Here is a 17576-nt window from a genome sequence, read left to right on the forward strand (position 1 = left end):
AAATAAATTATTTAAAGATCTTTTTCCAAGCTGAAACCTTGGCGGGACGAACGCCTTCTTCGAAAACCGCATCCGTATCAAACGCTAGATCATGTGCATTTTTTTTGTTTATTGCCCGATAAATTATCTCCCAATCTGGTAGCCCACCAAAGTTTCGGTCATCAATAAATAAATCAGCACTTAGTTTTCTTGGACCTTTACTCCGGTCCTCTTCAGGAAAATTCGAATTATGTGCGTAAAATTCCAAACCTTGATCTTTACAATAATCAATAGCCTCCTGTAACAATTCACCCTCCCTCACCGTCCACAATATCAATATATGATGCTCATTCTGTAATTGCTTCAAAATATCTATTGCAAAAGGAATGGGTTTCCCAATCCTTGGGTATCTATGCTCAACAATGGTTCCATCAAAATCAACCGCAATTACCATCTTTCAATATTTTTTATCTATTACAACAAATTCCAGTCCAAACCTTACTGATTTCAGTCAACTCATAAACAGATTTATAAGACCAATTCGGGAAAAATCAGTTCGTTTTTTCATAATGAAAAATCCTTTTATTCAAAATATAATTTTGTAAAAGTTACAATACCTAATTTTTTTCAAAATTTAATTAGGCAACCATTAAAAACCTTATAAACTACCCCCATTGACTTTAAATCAAAGTTATCCTATGATTTCCTGAATTTCCTTAACCAGCCGAACCCCCTTCTCCCAAAGCCACTCATTGGATAAAAATTAAGTTTTAATAATTTAGCGCCGCAAATTTCACAACTATTCACAAAATAATTATCAATCATGAAAGTATTAAAAGTTGCTTTTTTATCTGCTGTTACCTTCCTTAGTTTGCAAGTCTCAGCTCAAGAGTCTGAAGGTGAGGAAAACCTAGAGATTGACACAACCAAAACTTGGACCATCATGGGTGAAAACACCTTTCTATTAAACCAAAGTTCCTTTTCAAACTGGGCTGCGGGTGGTGTAAACTCCTTGGCTGGAAATCTGATTTTCAATTACGATTTCAATTACAAAAAAGACAAATGGAATTGGGATAATAAATTGATCGCTGCCTATGGACAGACCTACCAAAAAGAAACAGATTGGAGAAAAAACGATGACCGTTTCGCTATTAACAGTTTACTAGGCTACCAAGCTGCTGAAAAATGGTATTACACCTTTTTCATGAACTTCAATACCCAATTTGCAAATGGTTATGAATATAAGGATCAGATTAGAGGAAGAAAGATTTCTGCCCCATTTGCTCCTGCATATTTAAGCTTCGGTCCAGGTATGGCATTCAAAGAATCAGACAATTTCAAAATCAATATCTCTCCGGCATCTGCAAGGTTTGTGATGGTGGGAGCTGAAAGCCTAAGACCAGATTACGGTGTTGACCCAGATAAATTCTCAAGAAACGAATTTGGTGCAGCTTTAGATGCTTACTATAAAGTCGGGTTAATGGAAAACATTACTTTTGAAAACATCTTGAAATTATACTCTAATTATCTTCAAGATCCACAAAATATTGATGTAGACTATTTAGCAAACCTAAATCTACAGGTAAATAGGTTCATATCAGTAAATGCGGCCGTTCAACTGGTATATGATGACAACGTGAATGTTCCTAAAAGCGATGGCACCAAAGGCCCAGGATTACAAGTTAGACAGATCCTTGGTGCGGGTGTAACTTATAAGTTTTAAGAACCTTACAGAAAATTAATAAATCTATTAAAGGCGGCTAATTGGCCGCTTTTTTTTGTGCCCTTATCCTACTTCTGTTTCGAATATTTTTAAGTTTCAAGAAACCAAAAGACTGAAAACCTGTTGTTTAATAAAGGAAATATAACATAAAATCTTATTCAAAATGGCTAAAATAGTTGCAGAACAATTGGTAGAAATGCTCGTTGAAGCGGGAGTTAAACGAGTATATGCAGTAACAGGTGATAGTTTGAACTTTTTCAATGAAGCAATTAGAAAAGATGGTAGAATCCAATGGATCCATGTCAGGCATGAGGAGGTTGGAGCTTATGCCGCTGCCGCTGAGGCAGAGTTGGATGGTTTAGCCTGCTGTGCAGGAAGCTGTGGACCCGGACATGTGCATTTAATCAATGGGGTTTATGAAGCCCATCGTGCGCATGTACCTATGTTAGTGATTGCATCAACCATTCCAACAAATCAAATGGGAACCGGCTATTTCCAAGAAACAAACACCTATAAACTATTTGATGACTGTAGTGGGTATAACCAATTGATTACTACGGCCGAACAGGCTCCTCGTATCATTCAATCTGCAATTCAGCATGCAATCTCTCAAAAGGGAGTCAGTGTCATCGGCTTACCGGGCGATGTTTCTGAATTAAAGGCCAAAGAATCAATAACCTCAACCCAAATTTTCCGATGTAACCCTTTAATCAGACCCTCGGACACTGAACTTCAAAAAATTGCTGACCTCCTAAATAAAGGATCGAAAATCACTCTTTATGCTGGAATTGGCGCTATAGGTGCTAGGCAAGAATTACAGCTCCTGGCACAGAAACTAAAAGCACCAGTAGGCTATAGCTTTCGGGGAAAAATGAATGCCCAACTGCCTCCTCCCTATGATGTAGGAATGACTGGTCTTTTAGGCATCCCTTCCTGCTACCAAGCGATGAAAGAAGCGGATGTACTGCTATTGTTAGGTACTGATATGCCATATGATGATTTTATGCCAACCGACAACAAAATAATCCAGATCGATACAGCGGAAGAAAGGCTCGGCAGAAGATGTAAGCTCGATCTCGCGGCAGTAGGCGATATCCGAGAAACCATACTCGCTTTATTACCACTTTTAGAGGAAAAAGTGGACAGCGCCTTTCTGGACTCCTTGGGCAATTTCGCAAAGAAAGTACAGGAAAACCTTCATGAGTATGTTGACGATATAGGCACAAAAGATGCCATACAACCTGAATTTGTTGCCGATGTGATCAACAAACATGCTAGCCCTAATGCCATCTTTACCCTTGACACTGGAATGACCTGTGTATGGGGTGCTAGGTATATACAGCAAACAGGCGACCGTAAGATGCTTGGATCCTTTAACCATGGTAGCATGGCCAATGCCATGCCAATGGCTATTGGAGCGGCCTTAGCCCATCCTGAAAGACAGGTCTTAGCTATGTGCGGCGATGGTGGCCTTTCGATGTTATTAGGAGATTTAGCAACCATAAAACAATATAATCTTCCCATAAAGCTTATTGTTTTTAACAATAGAGCATTAGGTATGGTAAAACTTGAAATGCAAGTAGCTGGTTTAGTTGATAATCAAACTGATATGGAAAACCCAGACTTCGCTAAGGTTGCTGAAGCCTTCGGCATCCCAGCTATCAATATCCATAAGCCAGAAGAGGTAGATTCGGTCATCGCGGAAACTTTACGCGTCGATGGTCCATTCCTATTGAACATCTTCACCAACCCTAGCGCATTGGCAATGCCGTCCCACATCAGCGCAAATCAAGTCGTGGGCATGACAGAAAGTATGGGAAAACTGATCCTTGGCGGCCGGATGGACGAAGTCTTTGAAACCATTAAGTCAAACTACAAACACTTAAAAAGCATATTCTAAAAATAAAATAGGGCAAACTATCAGTTTGCCCTATCCTACTATCCTTCAAAAAGTATTAAACGGTCAACCCTATTTAGGGATGGACAATTGACAATTGTCTCATGTCTCAGGTCTCATGTCTTGTGTCTTGTGTCTTGTGTCTAAATACTATTTACTCTTATACAAATGGCTCAACAAGGCGAAACATAAGATAAAACTCATGATAAAGCCAAACCACGAAAGTACAGGAATACCCCAGATCAGATAACCAACCCTTCCATGCGCAAGGATACTTGCCCCTACTCCAAAGGTCATTGCCAAAATGGACAGCAAAAATTTATTTCCCATCCTGTGCAGGATCAATTGAAGATTATCAAAATCTTGCATTTTGTGGTTTACTGTGATTTTATCCTCTTTTACCTTTTCTAGAATGGTCAACAGATCCAAAGGCACTTCAGTCAGGACATCCTTGGCAAATTTGGCTTTCTCCTTCAATTGCCCTAAAATGTATTCTGAAGAAAATTTCTCAGCCGCTATCTTTTTGGCAAAGGGTTCAATACTCTCAGGCACATTGAGATCAGCATCTAACTGTCGACCTGTACCCTCTAATATTGAAACTCCACGAAGCAAGAGGTAAACAAAATCTGGCAATAAGATATGATTACTTTGCAAAACGATATTTAATTTTTGCAACATCACTGAAATATCAATGTCATCAAGGGCATTTTGCTTGATCATCTCAAATATTTCATAAGCATCCCTTTCCAACCGCCTTTCATCTTCAATATGGTGGGCGACAGAAAGTCTCTTTATGTTTTTTATCAAACTTTTGGCATCGTTTGCTAGAAAATCAAGTACCATGGCCTCTATGATCTTTCTATCCTCTGGAATCATAAAACCCATGGCGCCAAAGTCTAAAAAAACGATCTGACCACGATGGTTGACAAAAACATTTCCGGGATGGGGATCGGCATGGAAGAAACCGTGCATCAGCACCTGTTCTAAATAGTGATCTAATACATTTTGCAAAACCGACTTTGGATATAGCCCATATTGCTTAAATCCTTCTTGATCATTAACCTTTACGCCATCTATAAACTCCATGCAGATCAAGGTATCTGTACTAAATTTCCTATAAACTTTAGGAACATAAACATCCTTGTTCTCTTTGAAGTTTCTCCTAAACCGCTCGATATTATTTATTTCATTGGTAAACGAAAGCTCATTCAACAGGGAACTTTCAAAAGAAAGAACGATTTGATATAGGTTCATTTTATAGACTACTTCATATTTCCGCTGAAGTAGCTTGACTAAATCTTTGATAAAATCCAGGTCAGCTTGAATGACCTCGTCAATTTCCTCTCTTTTTACCTTTAATACAACCTCTTTACCATTTTTTAAAGTAGCTCGATAGACCTGAGCAATTGAGGCTGAAGCTATAGGAATTTCATCGATGGAGATAAAATGTTCATCAAGGTCAACCTCTAATTCATCGGCCAACCTTTTTCGGATATCAATACCTTCTAAAGCAACTTCATCCTGCAGTTTTATTAGCTCCTCCTGTAGGTCTTTGGGAATAATATCTGGGCGATTGCTCAGTAATTGCCCCAACTTAATAAATGTTGGACCCAATTCTTCAATAGCTAGTCGGACCCTTACATTAAAATCTTCCTCAAATACCTTTCGAGCATGATTATTCCAGAACAAGAAACTATCTGGCAATATCCTATCAAGATTGGACCTGGAGACAACTTCATCAAATCCATGTTTCGAAAGGATTTTTAGAATTTGTCCAACACGCTTTATCTTTTGAAAACCATTGATATGCTTCATATTGATATTTATGATGCCTTTTTATTTCCTATTTAAATCCGTAACCAACAATGGATTACCCTTTTTCATTTCACTAATAAAATCAGCAACCTTTTGGGTGGAAGCTGCCTCCATTAGAAAGTCAAGTTCTTTTTGCGTAACTCCTACCAATTGGATAAAAGACACCTCTCCATGCGCCGTATTGATGCGCCCTAATTGAGGGTCAAGAGTGGTGACAAAACCAACAATTGCTGTGTCTGTATTTAATCGAATGGGACCCTTTGCCGGAATGAACTGATTCTCTTCAAACCATCTTCCACTCTGGTAAACATATCGGGCCAGATTATTGAAAACCTGCATCGCCCATCCTGGATCACCTTGATCTTCAGCAAAAGGCACCAACCTAAAGGTGAATTCAAAACCCCATTTACTAAATTCACTACTCGCCATTTCAGGATTATAGTAAAGTTCACTCATCCCGTACGTTACTAAATGTAAATGGGCTGGATCTTGCCTATTATCATATACGCTTATACCGTCAATAGGATCGGTTCCGCCTGCGGCAAAATGCAAACCACATAATGGTCCATAATGCCTAGGCTCAATTCCTGGATACACTGTAGTTAGCTGTTCATCGATTGCGGTCCAACCTACCGTATCTTCCTCGTTATATTTCGATAAATATTCTTCTTTAGTCATATTGCTTACTTAATTAATACATTACACACTCAATTGTTTGAGCTTATTTACAAATAGGAATGCTTTCCCTAGATTATTCCTTGAAATACATCTAAAATCAAGCCACTCATTCAAATGCATGACTCAAGAAATGTTCAGTTTTCAATTGGTTATAAGTTAATAATCGAAAATCATAATCCAAAAATTAACCGGATTTTCAGTAATTGAAAATTTCATTCTAAATGGGAATCTCTTCTGTATTTCCCGTAAATTACACCATCAAACCTTGAAAACATGATAAAAGATAGATTAGCATCTGTGTTAGGAAGACGCGATGAAGAACCTAACATTCTATTGGCTCAGGAAATAGCTCAAAACAATGATAAAAATGCTATTGAGGAACTATTCCAATTAATCCAGGGCAAACAAAAAGACTTACAGAATGACAGCATCAAAGTTCTTTATGAGATAGGAGAAATATCACCTCAAATGATTTCTCCTTATTGTAATGATTTTATGGATGCCTTAAAAAGTAAAAACAACAGACTTCAATGGGGAGCTATGACAGCATTAAAAACCATATCCCTGCTTGAGGCCGATCATATCGCAAATAACATCATGACACTTGAAAATGCGGTAGAACAAGGTTCCGTGATCACCAGGGACAATTATGTCGCCATATTAACCAATCTAATAAGCCTCCCACCATACCAGGAACTTGCTTTCAATGCAATCATCAAACAATTATCGCAATGCCCTACAAACCAATTAGCAATGTACGCTGAGCTGGTCAGTCCTAAAATAACATCACCATATTCCAAGAAATTTACCGAAACTTTATCGGGCAGATTAGAGGAAATCGAAAATGACAGTAAACGGAAAAGAGTCGAAAAAGTAATCAAGAAAATAACATGATCCAGCCCTTTTATGAATGTTTATATTTGATTAATACATCTGTAATATTTCGACGATATCAGAGAAGCCTTTCTGTTCAGCATGTTCCAAAGCAGATACCCCATCTTTATCAGCGATAGACTTATCGGCTCCGCCTTTCAAAAGTATATTTACAATATCCACATAATCCTTGCTGCCATCCCCTAGAATAACAGCCTCTAACAATGCAGTCCAACCTAATTTGTTAATATGGTTTATTGGAAAGTTCTTCGTGTGACATAATAACCGAACTACATCAACATATCCCTTTTCAGCAGCTGGAATCAATGCCGTACCGTTAAATCGGTTAAAAACATCAAAACGCGCCCCATAGGCAAGGTACAATTTTACTAAATCTAAATATCCTGATGCTGCAGCATATAGAAAGGGACTGTTCAACAGCTCATCTTGTTGATTGGGATCCGCTCCCCGCTTAACCAAAAAAGCTGCCGTTGGATAATCATTCTGATAGGTCGCAATCATTAATAGGTTTTGCGACTGTTCATTAACGTCATTAACTTGGCTGTCAATGAGGTTCTTTTCAAGGTAGACAGTATCTCCCCGCCTTACTGCACTTTCAATCTCTGATCCTATTTTCATTTTTGCTTTTCATTGTATTTATTCAGATTTTGAACAAACAACTTTATTGCCAGTTATTAATATTTCAAAACCTTCTATTAAACAGTCTCTATCAATCCAATCTTCATTGAATTTATTAACTTCAATAATAAGCTCATTCTTACCTGAAATCACAATAAATATATTTAATTTTTACATTACATCACAGCGTAAACCAATCTATATTTTATTGTAGCTAATCGGCTTCAAATCCTAGTCTAATAAAACATTTTTAATCTATTTTCATTTATTATCATAGATCAATGTGCAAGTATAATTTTATCCCAAAATTTGCAGTAATAAACAAAAACGAAATTAAAAATATATGAATATGAAAACTCTATTAAGCTTTTTTACAGCCCTGATTTTAGTTAGCAACGTTGCATTCGCTCAAACAAAATGGTCTGTTGACCCTGCACATACGAATGCTCGTTTTGAAATCAAACACTTAGGAATCTCTTTCGTTGATGGAGATTTCACCAAGTTGGAAGGTCAAGTAGAATCTAAAGATTCTGTGAACTTTGACAATGCTACTGTTTCATTTGACATTGATGTGAACAGCATCGATACTAGAATTGAAGCAAGAGACAATCACTTGAAGAGCGATGACTTCTTCAGTGCAGAGAAATTCCCAAAAATGACCCTTAAAAATGCCACCCTTAAAAAAGCTGGCAAAGGTAAATTCAAACTGACAGGAGACCTAACCATTAAAGACGTAACAAAAAGTGTAACCTTTGATGTGATCCAAAATAACGGTACTATCCTAGATCCTTGGGGAAAAACCAGAGCTGGATTTACAGCTACTACTTCAATCAACCGTTTTGATTACAACATTAAATATGCAGACAAAACCGCTGCAGGAATCGACGCAGTCGCTCCTGAAGTTGCCATCACAGTAAATGTGGAATTGGTTAAGAACTAACTCTTAAGGGGAAAATTAATCCACGTTGATTATAGCCTTGAATCACAAATAACTATATATTAATTAGAAAGGGATAGCAAAAACTATCCCTTTTTCTTTGTTATATTTGGTAATAAACAGCATTTATGCTATTCAATAAACCTCCTTATGTGTAAATACCTTGCAAATAGGTTCAGGGAAGTCATGCTTTCCGGGACTTGGATCGCGAACAGCAATTGGCAAAAAGAATTGAGTGATATACATTTCGAACTGGCCATGAAAAAAGTCCCTAATATAAACCGAATTTACGACCTCAGTTTCCATGTCCTTTATTATATCAAAGGGATAAACCAATTTTTCCAAACCGGAAACCTGGATATTAAAGACTCCCTTAGCTTTCCCATGGTTGATTTAAAGAACAATGAAGAATGGCAATCTTTAAAAGATGATTTATTCTACCAATCTGAAACCCTCGCCAAATCCATTGAGGAAATCAATGATGCTAAACTACAGCAAGATTTCTTCGATGAAAAATACGGTTCCTATTTAAGAAATATCGATGGACAGATTGAACATGCCTATTATCAGCTTGGCCAAATAGTCCTGCTCAAGAAAATGCTGACTTACTCCTCAGTCTCATAGGACCAAGACAATAACCTATCTTGGAATATCCTTGAAATCTTATTGAAATAGCGTTTGTGCTTATATCCCATCACCCATTGAATCCCTTCAACGGCATTGGTACAGAATATTTCATCGGCTACTTTGACAATATCAGGTTTTATTTCAGCCTCAACAACCTCAATACCTTGTTCCTGCGCCATATCCATTACTACGCGACGCATAACCCCTGCAATACATCCTTCAGATAACGCTGGCGTATAGAGCACCTTATCATAATAGATAAAAATATTTGAGGCCAAAGCCTCACAAAGGTTACCAGATTGGTTAAGGATCAAGACTTCATCAAAGGCATTCTTTTTCTTGAAAAGCCCTGCCATTACATAGATTAAGGCATTATTGGACTTAATCTTAGATAGCTCTGAATAAGCCTTTTTGTATTCGGTATATATATCAATGATTAAACCAGTCTTTTTATCCCTCAGGGTTTCTGGTTTTCGATCTACTTGCAGAATATAGGCCGCTTTATTGGTTTCCGGACTATACAGCCCTCCCCCTTGTCTGAAGAAGATAAGGCGAACCCGGGCTTGCTGTCCCACCATATTGTTTTTGCGAAGCAACTCTTCTACTTTACTGCGGATAAAAAAGGAATCAAATTGGTCGGCATCATCAAAATGCAACATGCTCATGCTTTCCGCCAAGCGCTCCAAATGGAGGTCCAGAAAACGGATATCCCCATCCTTCCATAACATGGTTTCAAAAATACCATCTCCATAACGAAATGCGCGGCTATCAGCGTCTAGTATAGCCATATCTTGAGGTACCACAGTACCGTTGTAGTTAATAAAATGTGTGGGCATAAATATATTTAGAATCTAACTTTGATTAATTGAGCTGTAACTTCTCCATTTCTCTAATGCTAAACGGAAATCTTCCGGCATTGGTACTTCAAAATGCAAAAATTCTTTAGATTTTGGATGAATAAATCCTAAACTCCTGGCATGCAGGGCTTGACGGGGAAGCAAGCTAAAGGTATTCTCAACAAACTGCTTGTACTTAGAAAACGACGTGCCTTTTAAGATTTTATCACCACCATAGGATTCATCACTGAAAAGCGGATGTCCAATGGATTTCATATGGGCACGGATCTGATGGGTTCTTCCGGTCTCCAGTTGACATTCGATCAAGGTAACATAGCCTAAGCGTTCCAGAACACGATAATGCGTAACAGACCACTTCCCCTTCTCTTCATCCTCGTACATATCCATGATCCTTCTATCCTTTAGGTTCCGACCAATATATCCTGATACGGTTCCGTCCTCAGCAATATCACCCCAAACCAAGGCTACATACTTCCGGGTGATGCTATGCTCAAAAAACTGCTTCGCCAAAAAGGTCATTGCCCATTCATTCTTGGCAATGACGAGTAGTCCCGAAGTGTCCTTATCAATCCGATGGACCAATCCAGGACGTCCGGTATTACCCGGCAGGGTCGGCAATTGGTTGAGATGGAAGGTCAAAGCATTGACCAAGGTACCGGTGTAATTATTAAATCCAGGATGAACGACCATACCAGCCTCTTTATTAACCAATAAAACGTCATCATCTTCATATACAATATCCAAGGGAATATCCTCTGGATATACCTCGGTATCTCTTGGCGGATCGGGCAATACCACGGTAATGACATCAAATGGCTTCACTTTATAGCTTGCCTTGATTACTTTATCATTGACCTTTACCGTTCCAGCATCTATAGCATTTTGAATCCGGTTTCGTGAAGTGTTTTCAACCCTATTCATCAAGAATTTATCGATGCGCAACAAGGCCTGCCCTTTATCCGCAACAATTCTTAAATGTTCATAGAGCTCCTGCTCCTCTTGCTCGTTATCCAAATGATCTGTCATGCTGCAAAAATAGCATTTTTATAATCATTCTATTTCCTGCAAGAAAAAAGCATAATTTTAACCCATGCATTTGCCATTTCAAATTTTTAGCCCCGAAGAAGAAATATCGGACCCTCGATTCCAAGAAAAAGAAATCAGACTTTTTATCAAACGTGATGATAAGATCCATCCCTTTATTTCGGGGAACAAATGGCGTAAATTAAAATATCAACTGGAATATGCTAAATCAAATGACATCAACAATTTAGTGACTTTTGGAGGCGCTTGGTCAAACCATCTGTTGGCCTGTGCTGCTGCAGCAGCAACTTTCGGCTTCCAGGCAACCGCCTATGTCCGTGGCGAGGAAATACGAAATCCCGTTTTGGATATGTGCAAAATATTCGGCCTCAAACTCAACTTTGTAGATAGAGAATCTTATAGAGACAAAACCGAGCTTTACTCAAAAAACCACGACCCCCTTAACAGTCTATTTATTGATGAAGGGGGAAAATCCGAACGGGGACTATTGGGTTGTGCAGAGCTAATCACTGAACTCAAACAAGAATACGACCATATCTTTGTAGCCTCAGGAACAGGCACTACGACCGCTGGACTTCAACTAGGGATTGAAAAAGAAAAACTCAAATCCCAAATCCATACAGTGCCAGTTTTAAAAGGAGCCGATGGCTTGTTGGCGGATTTCTCCCAATGGAATGTGCCGACCGAAAAGATAATCATGCACCCTGATTATCATTTCTCAGGATATGCGAAGACTAAACCAGAATTGATCGACTTTATCAAAAACTTTGTCAGCTCCACCGGAATAATGGTCGAACCTACCTATACTGGAAAGCTAATATATGCGGTTTATGATCTCATTGAAAAAGATTATTTCAAACCGAAAAGCAAAATATTGGTTATTCATACAGGTGGGATAACGGGTCTATTGGGATACCTTGATCTTTTTAACAAGTAAAATGACATTAATCTTAAAGTGAAATCACTTATTAATAATATTTTTACGGCCAAATGGATCAGCATTTACCACTAAATCAACCAATAATAAAAAAATAAAATGCGCATAAAGCTGTTATTACTTCTATTATTTGTCCTAGCTCAATTACCTTCCTTCGCGCTTCAAATACAAATCCACGATACGGTAAGTACGAAAGAACAAAGGGACAGTGTTCTCCCTACTGCCCATTTATACGATATCGTTGATGCATTCAGGGATATCAATCCTTTCAAAAAAGACAACAAAAAACCTTCTGGTAAAAGATCCGCAATTTCCTATCTCCCCAATATTAACTATAACCCTTCTATCGGTGCCCAAATAGGGATTAAAGCTGTGGGCGGAAAAGTGCTCGGTAATGAACCCAATACCACCATGTCCATTGCTGCCACCGCTTTAAGTGCCACCACCCGTGGTATTATCGTGGGCTATCTATTGCATGACATCTACACCCCTGGGAACAAATGGAACATAAAGGGCGGGGCCATGGTAGCAAAAGCGGTAGGACTTGATTACGGACTTGGAATTGGCGGAACACTAGAGAACCCCACTGAAGAAGAACTCATCCTGAACAACCCCGATAGACAGCGATATGTCAATAAATACATGGCTTACACCATCAATGAACGGGTATATAAACAGTTATTCCCCGGAGCATTTGTTGGGGTTGGGGTATTTTTCGAACTTAAAAGACAATTAAGTACCGTAGGTAGCCAAGAAAACATGTCACCTGTAGAAATTTACAGCCGTTGGAATGATTTCGATCCCACTCGGGTAAACAATAACGGTTTTATGGTCAATATGCAATATATGACCAGGGATAATCCTAACTCTGCCTATAAAGGCTATTATGTAGACATGGTCCTTCGCATGAATCAAACTTGGCTGGGAAGCACACATAATGCCTATCAATTACAGACAGATTTCAGAAAATATTGGCAATTATCCACGGATAGACCAAACCATGTGATTGCTTTTTGGAACTTTGGATCTTATAACCTAGGTGGTAAACTTCCATATATCGATCTTCCTGGTACTGCAAAAGATACTTACGCCCGTAGTGGCCGCGGTTATACCATGGGATATTTCAAAGGAACTTCTTTCTTTTACTCTGAAGTAGAATATAGATACCCGATTTTAAGGAATCAGTTCCTGAGCGGTGTTGTCTTTGCAAATATCCAAACAGCAAATGATAAAATGGGAACCAAGCTTTTCCAGACATGGCAACCAGCTGCTGGCGCTGGCCTGAGATTATTATTTAACAAAGCGACCCGAACTAACCTTTGTATTGATTATGCTTTTGGTAAATTTGGGCAGCATGGTTTATTCTTGGGTTTAAACGAAGCATTCTAATTATTTTATATTAATATTTTAACAATATTAACCTACATGTATTTTAAACAATTTGGCTTAATCAGCCTTTCAGCGACTATTTCTTTCTTTTCGGCAAACGCACAAACCATTTCAAGGGACACCAGTATTAACGAGATAGCACCTATTGAAATAAAAGCACATTTCAACTCACAAGCGATGCTGGATTTAACGACCTCAGCCAAGGTTGTTTCCAAAAAACTGATAGAATCTCAAGCCCCTAGCAGTTTCTTGAGCGCAATCAATACCACCAGCGGATTGAGGATGGAAGAAAGATCACCCGGTAGCTATCGACTTGCACTCCGCGGAAGCATGCTCCGCTCTCCTTTTGGAGTCAGGAACACCAAGATTTATTTAGATGAAATCCCTTTTACCGACGCTAGCGGCAACACCTATCTGAATATCCTTGATCCTGTGGGGATCAACAGTATCCAGATCATTAAAGGTCCAGATGGTTCCCTATATGGTCCAAATTCCGGGGGTGTCATTCGATTTATCCCTGAAGGTTTCGGACAGGTCAATAACGAAAAATCCTTAATGCTTTCTGGAGGTTCCTTTGGTTTATTCCATGAGCAACTGCAGATTAACCATCAGGTCAATGAAAACTATAATTTTTCATTTGACCAAGCGTATTTGCGATCAGATGGCTATAGGCAACATACCGCAATGGACAAATTGTTTTTCCAGACTGCACATCAGTGGAAATACAATGCACATGGTAAATTAAAGGGATTCGCCCTTTATACCGACATGGGTTATCAAACTCCTGGTGCATTGACCCAACAGCAATATGATGAGGATCCAACACAGTTCAGGCCAGCTGGCGGGCCTTTCCAAAGCGCCAAAGATCAAAAAGCTGCTATTTACAACAAAACATTTATCGGAGGTATTACCAATGAATACCAGATAACAAATAGATTGAAAAATGTGGTTTCCTTATTTGGGAGTTATACCGACCTGGAGAATCCATTTATTACCAATTACGAATCCAGGATTGAGAAAAACCTAGGTTTTAGGACATACTTCTCCTACGAAAATATCGATAAGCAAGATTTCCAATGGGAAATGCAATTAGGAGGCGAAGGACAAAAAGGCTGGTACAATGTCAAGAACTACACAAATAACCTTGGAAAAATTGGTAACCTAACGGATGATGACAAGCTAGAAAACTTTCAACATTTCTATTTCTATAGATTCAAAACCAAACTTTACCAAAAACTTACAGCAGAGGCATCTATTGGCTTGAACTTTAACGATATAAACTTTAAAAAAACAGCTGAAGGCGAAGTCAATGTAAATGGAGAAATCAACTTTGACAAGAGTTGGATGCCTAGATTGGGATTATCCTATGCAGCGACAGATAACTTCGCTATCAGGGCTTCCATTTCCAAAGGATACTCAACCCCTACCATTGCCGAAGTTAGGTCCTCAGACAATCAGATCAACCAAAACCTCAACGCTGAAACCGGTGTAAACTATGAAGCTGGAATTCGTTTTGAAACCCATGACCGTAGATTTATTGCCGATCTTGCTGCCTATAACTACCAAATGAAAAATGGTATCATCAGACAATTGAACGATGCCGGAAATGAATTTTTCCAAAATGCAGGTAGAATTGACCAAAAGGGAATTGAAGCTCAGGTCCTGACTCAACTGATTGCCAATGATCATTCAGCATTTTTAAATGGCTTGATCCTATCCAGCAACTTAACTTACCAGGATTATAAATTCAAGGAATATGTGATTGGAGAAAACAATTTCAATGGAAACAAAGTTACTTCCGTTCCGAATTGGATATGGGCAAATACACTTTCATTCAATTTCATTAAGGATATAGATTTAAACATCTTACATAATTTCACATCAAGTATTCCATTAAACGACGCCAATACAGTTTCAGCATCTAAATACCATGTATTGCAAGCCAAAATATCTTGGCTAACCCCTATCTCCAGCAGATACAAATTGCAGGTATTTACAGGTGCCGATAATATCCTGAACGAAAAATACAGCCTAGGAAATGACATAAATGCAATGGGTAACCGTTATTTTAATGCTGCACCTACTCGGAATTTCTATGCCGGAGTCAAGGTAATTTTGTAAGGTTTTTGCTTTTTCCAGATTCTTTCCAGAATCTATTGCCTTTATTGTAAACTGTTATAAGATGAAGATACTAATTATTGAAGACGAGAAAGAGCTATTGCTCACCATGGAAGAATTCCTTAAATCTGAAAACTTCCTAATTGAATCAGCAACAGATTACAATACAGCCCTAGAAAAAGCCATGAACTATCAATATGACTGCATTTTACTGGATATCATGCTCCCCGGAGGCAGTGGACTCGATATTTTGCGGGCACTTAAAGAGGAGCATAAAAAACAACCGGTGCTGATCCTTTCGGCAAAAGACTCTGTTGAGGACAAAGTCTTGGGATTAGAGATCGGGGCAGACGATTATCTCGCCAAACCCTTCCACCTTGCTGAATTGCTGGCTAGGGTGAAATCCATTATCCGCAGGAATTCCAATGAAGGTGAACAATGGGTAAAATATAAAAATGTTAGTCTTAACCCCGAGAGCAGAATTGTCCAGATCAATGAAAACCCCATCAACTTCAACCGTAAGGAGTTTGACCTGTTCCACTATTTCCTACTAAGACCGAACAGGTTACTGGAAAAAACAAGTTTGGTTGAGTCGGTTTGGGGAGACCATACCGATCAAGCTGACAATCTGGACTTTATCTATTCACAAATTAAAAACATCCGCAAGAAACTGAAAGATTCTTCAGCGGAAATGGATATTCAGGCAGTTTATGGGGTCGGGTATAAATTAGTATAATGTCGGTTTCAATAAAATATTACACCAATAAGTTTCTGGCCATTGCCATCCTGATCATTATGGCAGTATGGGCATTGCTGTTCTATGCCTTCCTGATGGACGAGGTCTATGATAACATCGATGATGGCCTAAAGAACCAAAAGTTAGAAATTATCCGAGAAGCCTACAACAATCCCGATATTATCAATAATAACAAGGAATATGGGATAAACCAGTTCAAGATATACCTGACCGAAGCCAAGGAAGATATTGACAAAAACCATTTTTCAAGGGAATTTATGTATATGCCCTATGATGATGAGGATGAACCATACAGAATCTTAAGAACGGGCTTCTACTCAAAAGATAGGATAGCCTATGGCCTGGACATCAGAACATCCACTGTCGAAGAGGATGATTACCTGATCAATCTCGCCATAGCGCTTGCAGTTTTATACCTTGTAATCGTTTTAAGCATATTGATCATCAATTATTTCGTGATGAGCAAGGGCTGGAAACCATTTCAAAATATTTTAAAAAACCTAAGCAACTACCGATTTGGTCATAGTAAAACCTTCGAACCCACCGTCACCAAGGTCAAGGAGTTTGAAGAGCTAAATACCCAGATCAAGCAAATGATAGACCGCAATGAAGGCCTATTCGAAGAACAAAAGCTGTTTTTGGAGAATGCATCCCATGAGCTCCAAACGCCTTTGGCCATTACTATCGGCAAATTAGACCTGCTCCTGCAAGAAGGTGACCTCCCTGAGGAAAAAACCATTAAGATTGCTGAAGCTAAACAGGCTCTTCACCGGATGGTGGCCCTGAATAAATCCTTGCTTATGCTTTCCAGGATCGAGAACAATCAATACAGCAGCAGCACTGAGGTCAATTTCAATGACCTGATCAAAAGGAAACTGGAAGAACTGGAGGATTTCATTCAATTCAAGGAACTAAAAGTCGATTTTATCCAGCATGATCAATTTATTGCTAATCTCAACTTTGACCTTGCCCACATCTTGATTTCCAACCTGCTTAGGAATGCCATAAAATACAATTATAAAGAAGGGTTTATCCGAATAACGGTAAACAAAAGAGCGATTGACTTTGCCAATAGCAGTGAAAATGGAGCCTTAAACCCACAGTATATCTTCAAACGCTTCCATAAAGGCAATCAGGATAGTCAATCCAATGGGCTAGGTCTATCGATTGTCCAAACGATCCTGGACAAATACCCTCATATCCAAATTGAATACGGATATGCCCAAGCAGAACAGCATTTTAAACTAAAAATTTGAAATAATTTAGAAATAAACCCCTTTTTCCCAATTCTTTCCAGATTTGACAT

The 17576-nt window shown here is 38.7% G+C and carries 16 protein-coding genes; 10 read left to right on the top strand and 6 right to left on the bottom strand.

Translation table 11 applies throughout. From position 1 onward, the window contains the following. Positions 1 to 7: 7 nt before the first annotated feature. A complete protein-coding gene (locus tag ACWIB3_RS17690; RefSeq protein WP_454292276.1) occupies positions 8 to 433 on the bottom strand; it encodes a BT0820 family HAD-type phosphatase in 426 nt (141 codons plus the stop codon). A gap of 369 nt (positions 434 to 802) precedes the next feature. On the opposite strand from ACWIB3_RS17690, the gene ACWIB3_RS17695 reads away from it, so the two are divergent. Continuing rightward, positions 803 to 1702: a DUF3078 domain-containing protein gene (locus ACWIB3_RS17695; RefSeq protein WP_185212443.1), complete on the top strand. Its 900-nt coding sequence runs from the start codon at positions 803 to 805 to the stop codon at positions 1700 to 1702. A 163-nt stretch (positions 1703 to 1865) separates the two neighbouring features. Then, complete coding sequence (locus ACWIB3_RS17700) at positions 1866 to 3602, top strand: thiamine pyrophosphate-dependent enzyme (protein ID WP_454292277.1); 1737 nt, start codon at positions 1866 to 1868, stop codon at positions 3600 to 3602. Between the two features lie 147 nt (positions 3603 to 3749). On the opposite strand, the gene ACWIB3_RS17705 is transcribed toward ACWIB3_RS17700, so the two are convergent. Beyond that, on the bottom strand, positions 3750 to 5414 hold the full coding sequence (locus ACWIB3_RS17705) for an ABC1 kinase family protein (RefSeq protein ID WP_454292278.1): 1665 nt from the start codon (positions 5412 to 5414) through the stop codon (positions 3750 to 3752). 21 nt (positions 5415 to 5435) lie between these two features. Continuing rightward, complete coding sequence (locus ACWIB3_RS17710; protein ID WP_454292279.1) at positions 5436 to 6092, bottom strand: suppressor of fused domain protein; 657 nt, start codon at positions 6090 to 6092, stop codon at positions 5436 to 5438. Positions 6093 to 6365: 273 nt separating this feature from the next. Here ACWIB3_RS17710 and ACWIB3_RS17715 point away from each other — a divergent pair, with 273 nt between their 5' ends. Further along, positions 6366 to 6986, top strand: coding sequence for a hypothetical protein (locus ACWIB3_RS17715; RefSeq protein WP_454292280.1), 621 nt, complete (start codon positions 6366 to 6368; stop codon positions 6984 to 6986). 30 nt (positions 6987 to 7016) lie between these two features. On the opposite strand, the gene ACWIB3_RS17720 is transcribed toward ACWIB3_RS17715, so the two are convergent. Further along, a complete protein-coding gene (locus ACWIB3_RS17720; RefSeq protein WP_185212448.1) occupies positions 7017 to 7604 on the bottom strand; it encodes an ankyrin repeat domain-containing protein in 588 nt (195 codons plus the stop codon). 349 nt (positions 7605 to 7953) lie between these two features. Between ACWIB3_RS17720 and ACWIB3_RS17725 the strand changes: the two genes are divergently transcribed. Both ACWIB3_RS17725 and ACWIB3_RS17730 read left to right on the top strand, forming a co-directional pair. Next, positions 7954 to 8544 carry a YceI family protein gene (locus ACWIB3_RS17725; RefSeq protein WP_185212449.1) on the top strand — a complete coding sequence of 197 codons (591 nt, stop codon included), beginning with the start codon at positions 7954 to 7956 and terminating at the stop codon, positions 8542 to 8544. A gap of 147 nt (positions 8545 to 8691) precedes the next feature. Further along, positions 8692 to 9165, top strand: coding sequence for a DUF1572 domain-containing protein (locus ACWIB3_RS17730; RefSeq protein ID WP_454292281.1), 474 nt, complete (start codon positions 8692 to 8694; stop codon positions 9163 to 9165). Here ACWIB3_RS17730 and ACWIB3_RS17735 read toward each other — a convergent pair. Together ACWIB3_RS17735 and ACWIB3_RS17740 are read right to left on the bottom strand one after the other, a co-directional pair. Continuing rightward, complete coding sequence (locus ACWIB3_RS17735; protein ID WP_454292282.1) at positions 9147 to 10004, bottom strand: aminotransferase class IV; 858 nt, start codon at positions 10002 to 10004, stop codon at positions 9147 to 9149. The two genes, ACWIB3_RS17730 and ACWIB3_RS17735, sit on opposite strands and share 19 nt — an antisense overlap. A 15-nt stretch (positions 10005 to 10019) precedes the next feature. Beyond that, a complete protein-coding gene (locus ACWIB3_RS17740; protein ID WP_313368793.1) occupies positions 10020 to 11051 on the bottom strand; it encodes an RluA family pseudouridine synthase in 1032 nt (343 codons plus the stop codon). A 64-nt stretch (positions 11052 to 11115) separates the two neighbouring features. Here ACWIB3_RS17740 and ACWIB3_RS17745 point away from each other — a divergent pair, with 64 nt between their 5' ends. The 5 genes from ACWIB3_RS17745 to ACWIB3_RS17765 all read left to right on the top strand — a co-directional run bounded on the left by ACWIB3_RS17745 (position 11116) and on the right by ACWIB3_RS17765 (position 17526). After that, a complete protein-coding gene (locus ACWIB3_RS17745) occupies positions 11116 to 12006 on the top strand; it encodes a 1-aminocyclopropane-1-carboxylate deaminase/D-cysteine desulfhydrase (protein ID WP_454292283.1) in 891 nt (296 codons plus the stop codon). A gap of 99 nt (positions 12007 to 12105) precedes the next feature. Beyond that, entirely contained in the window at positions 12106 to 13395 is a 1290-nt protein-coding gene (locus ACWIB3_RS17750) for a BamA/TamA family outer membrane protein (protein ID WP_313259608.1), read from the top strand. A 36-nt stretch (positions 13396 to 13431) separates the two neighbouring features. Then, a complete protein-coding gene (locus tag ACWIB3_RS17755; protein ID WP_454292284.1) occupies positions 13432 to 15516 on the top strand; it encodes a TonB-dependent receptor in 2085 nt (694 codons plus the stop codon). A 61-nt stretch (positions 15517 to 15577) separates the two neighbouring features. Further along, on the top strand, positions 15578 to 16249 hold the full coding sequence (locus tag ACWIB3_RS17760) for a response regulator transcription factor (protein ID WP_254527423.1): 672 nt from the start codon (positions 15578 to 15580) through the stop codon (positions 16247 to 16249). After that, entirely contained in the window at positions 16249 to 17526 is a 1278-nt protein-coding gene (locus ACWIB3_RS17765) for a sensor histidine kinase (RefSeq protein ID WP_313259615.1), read from the top strand. Before ACWIB3_RS17760 ends, ACWIB3_RS17765 begins: the two co-directional genes overlap by 1 nt. The last annotated feature ends 50 nt before the right edge of the window (positions 17527 to 17576 follow it).

The organism is Sphingobacterium sp. NPDC055431, assembly GCF_053644255.1.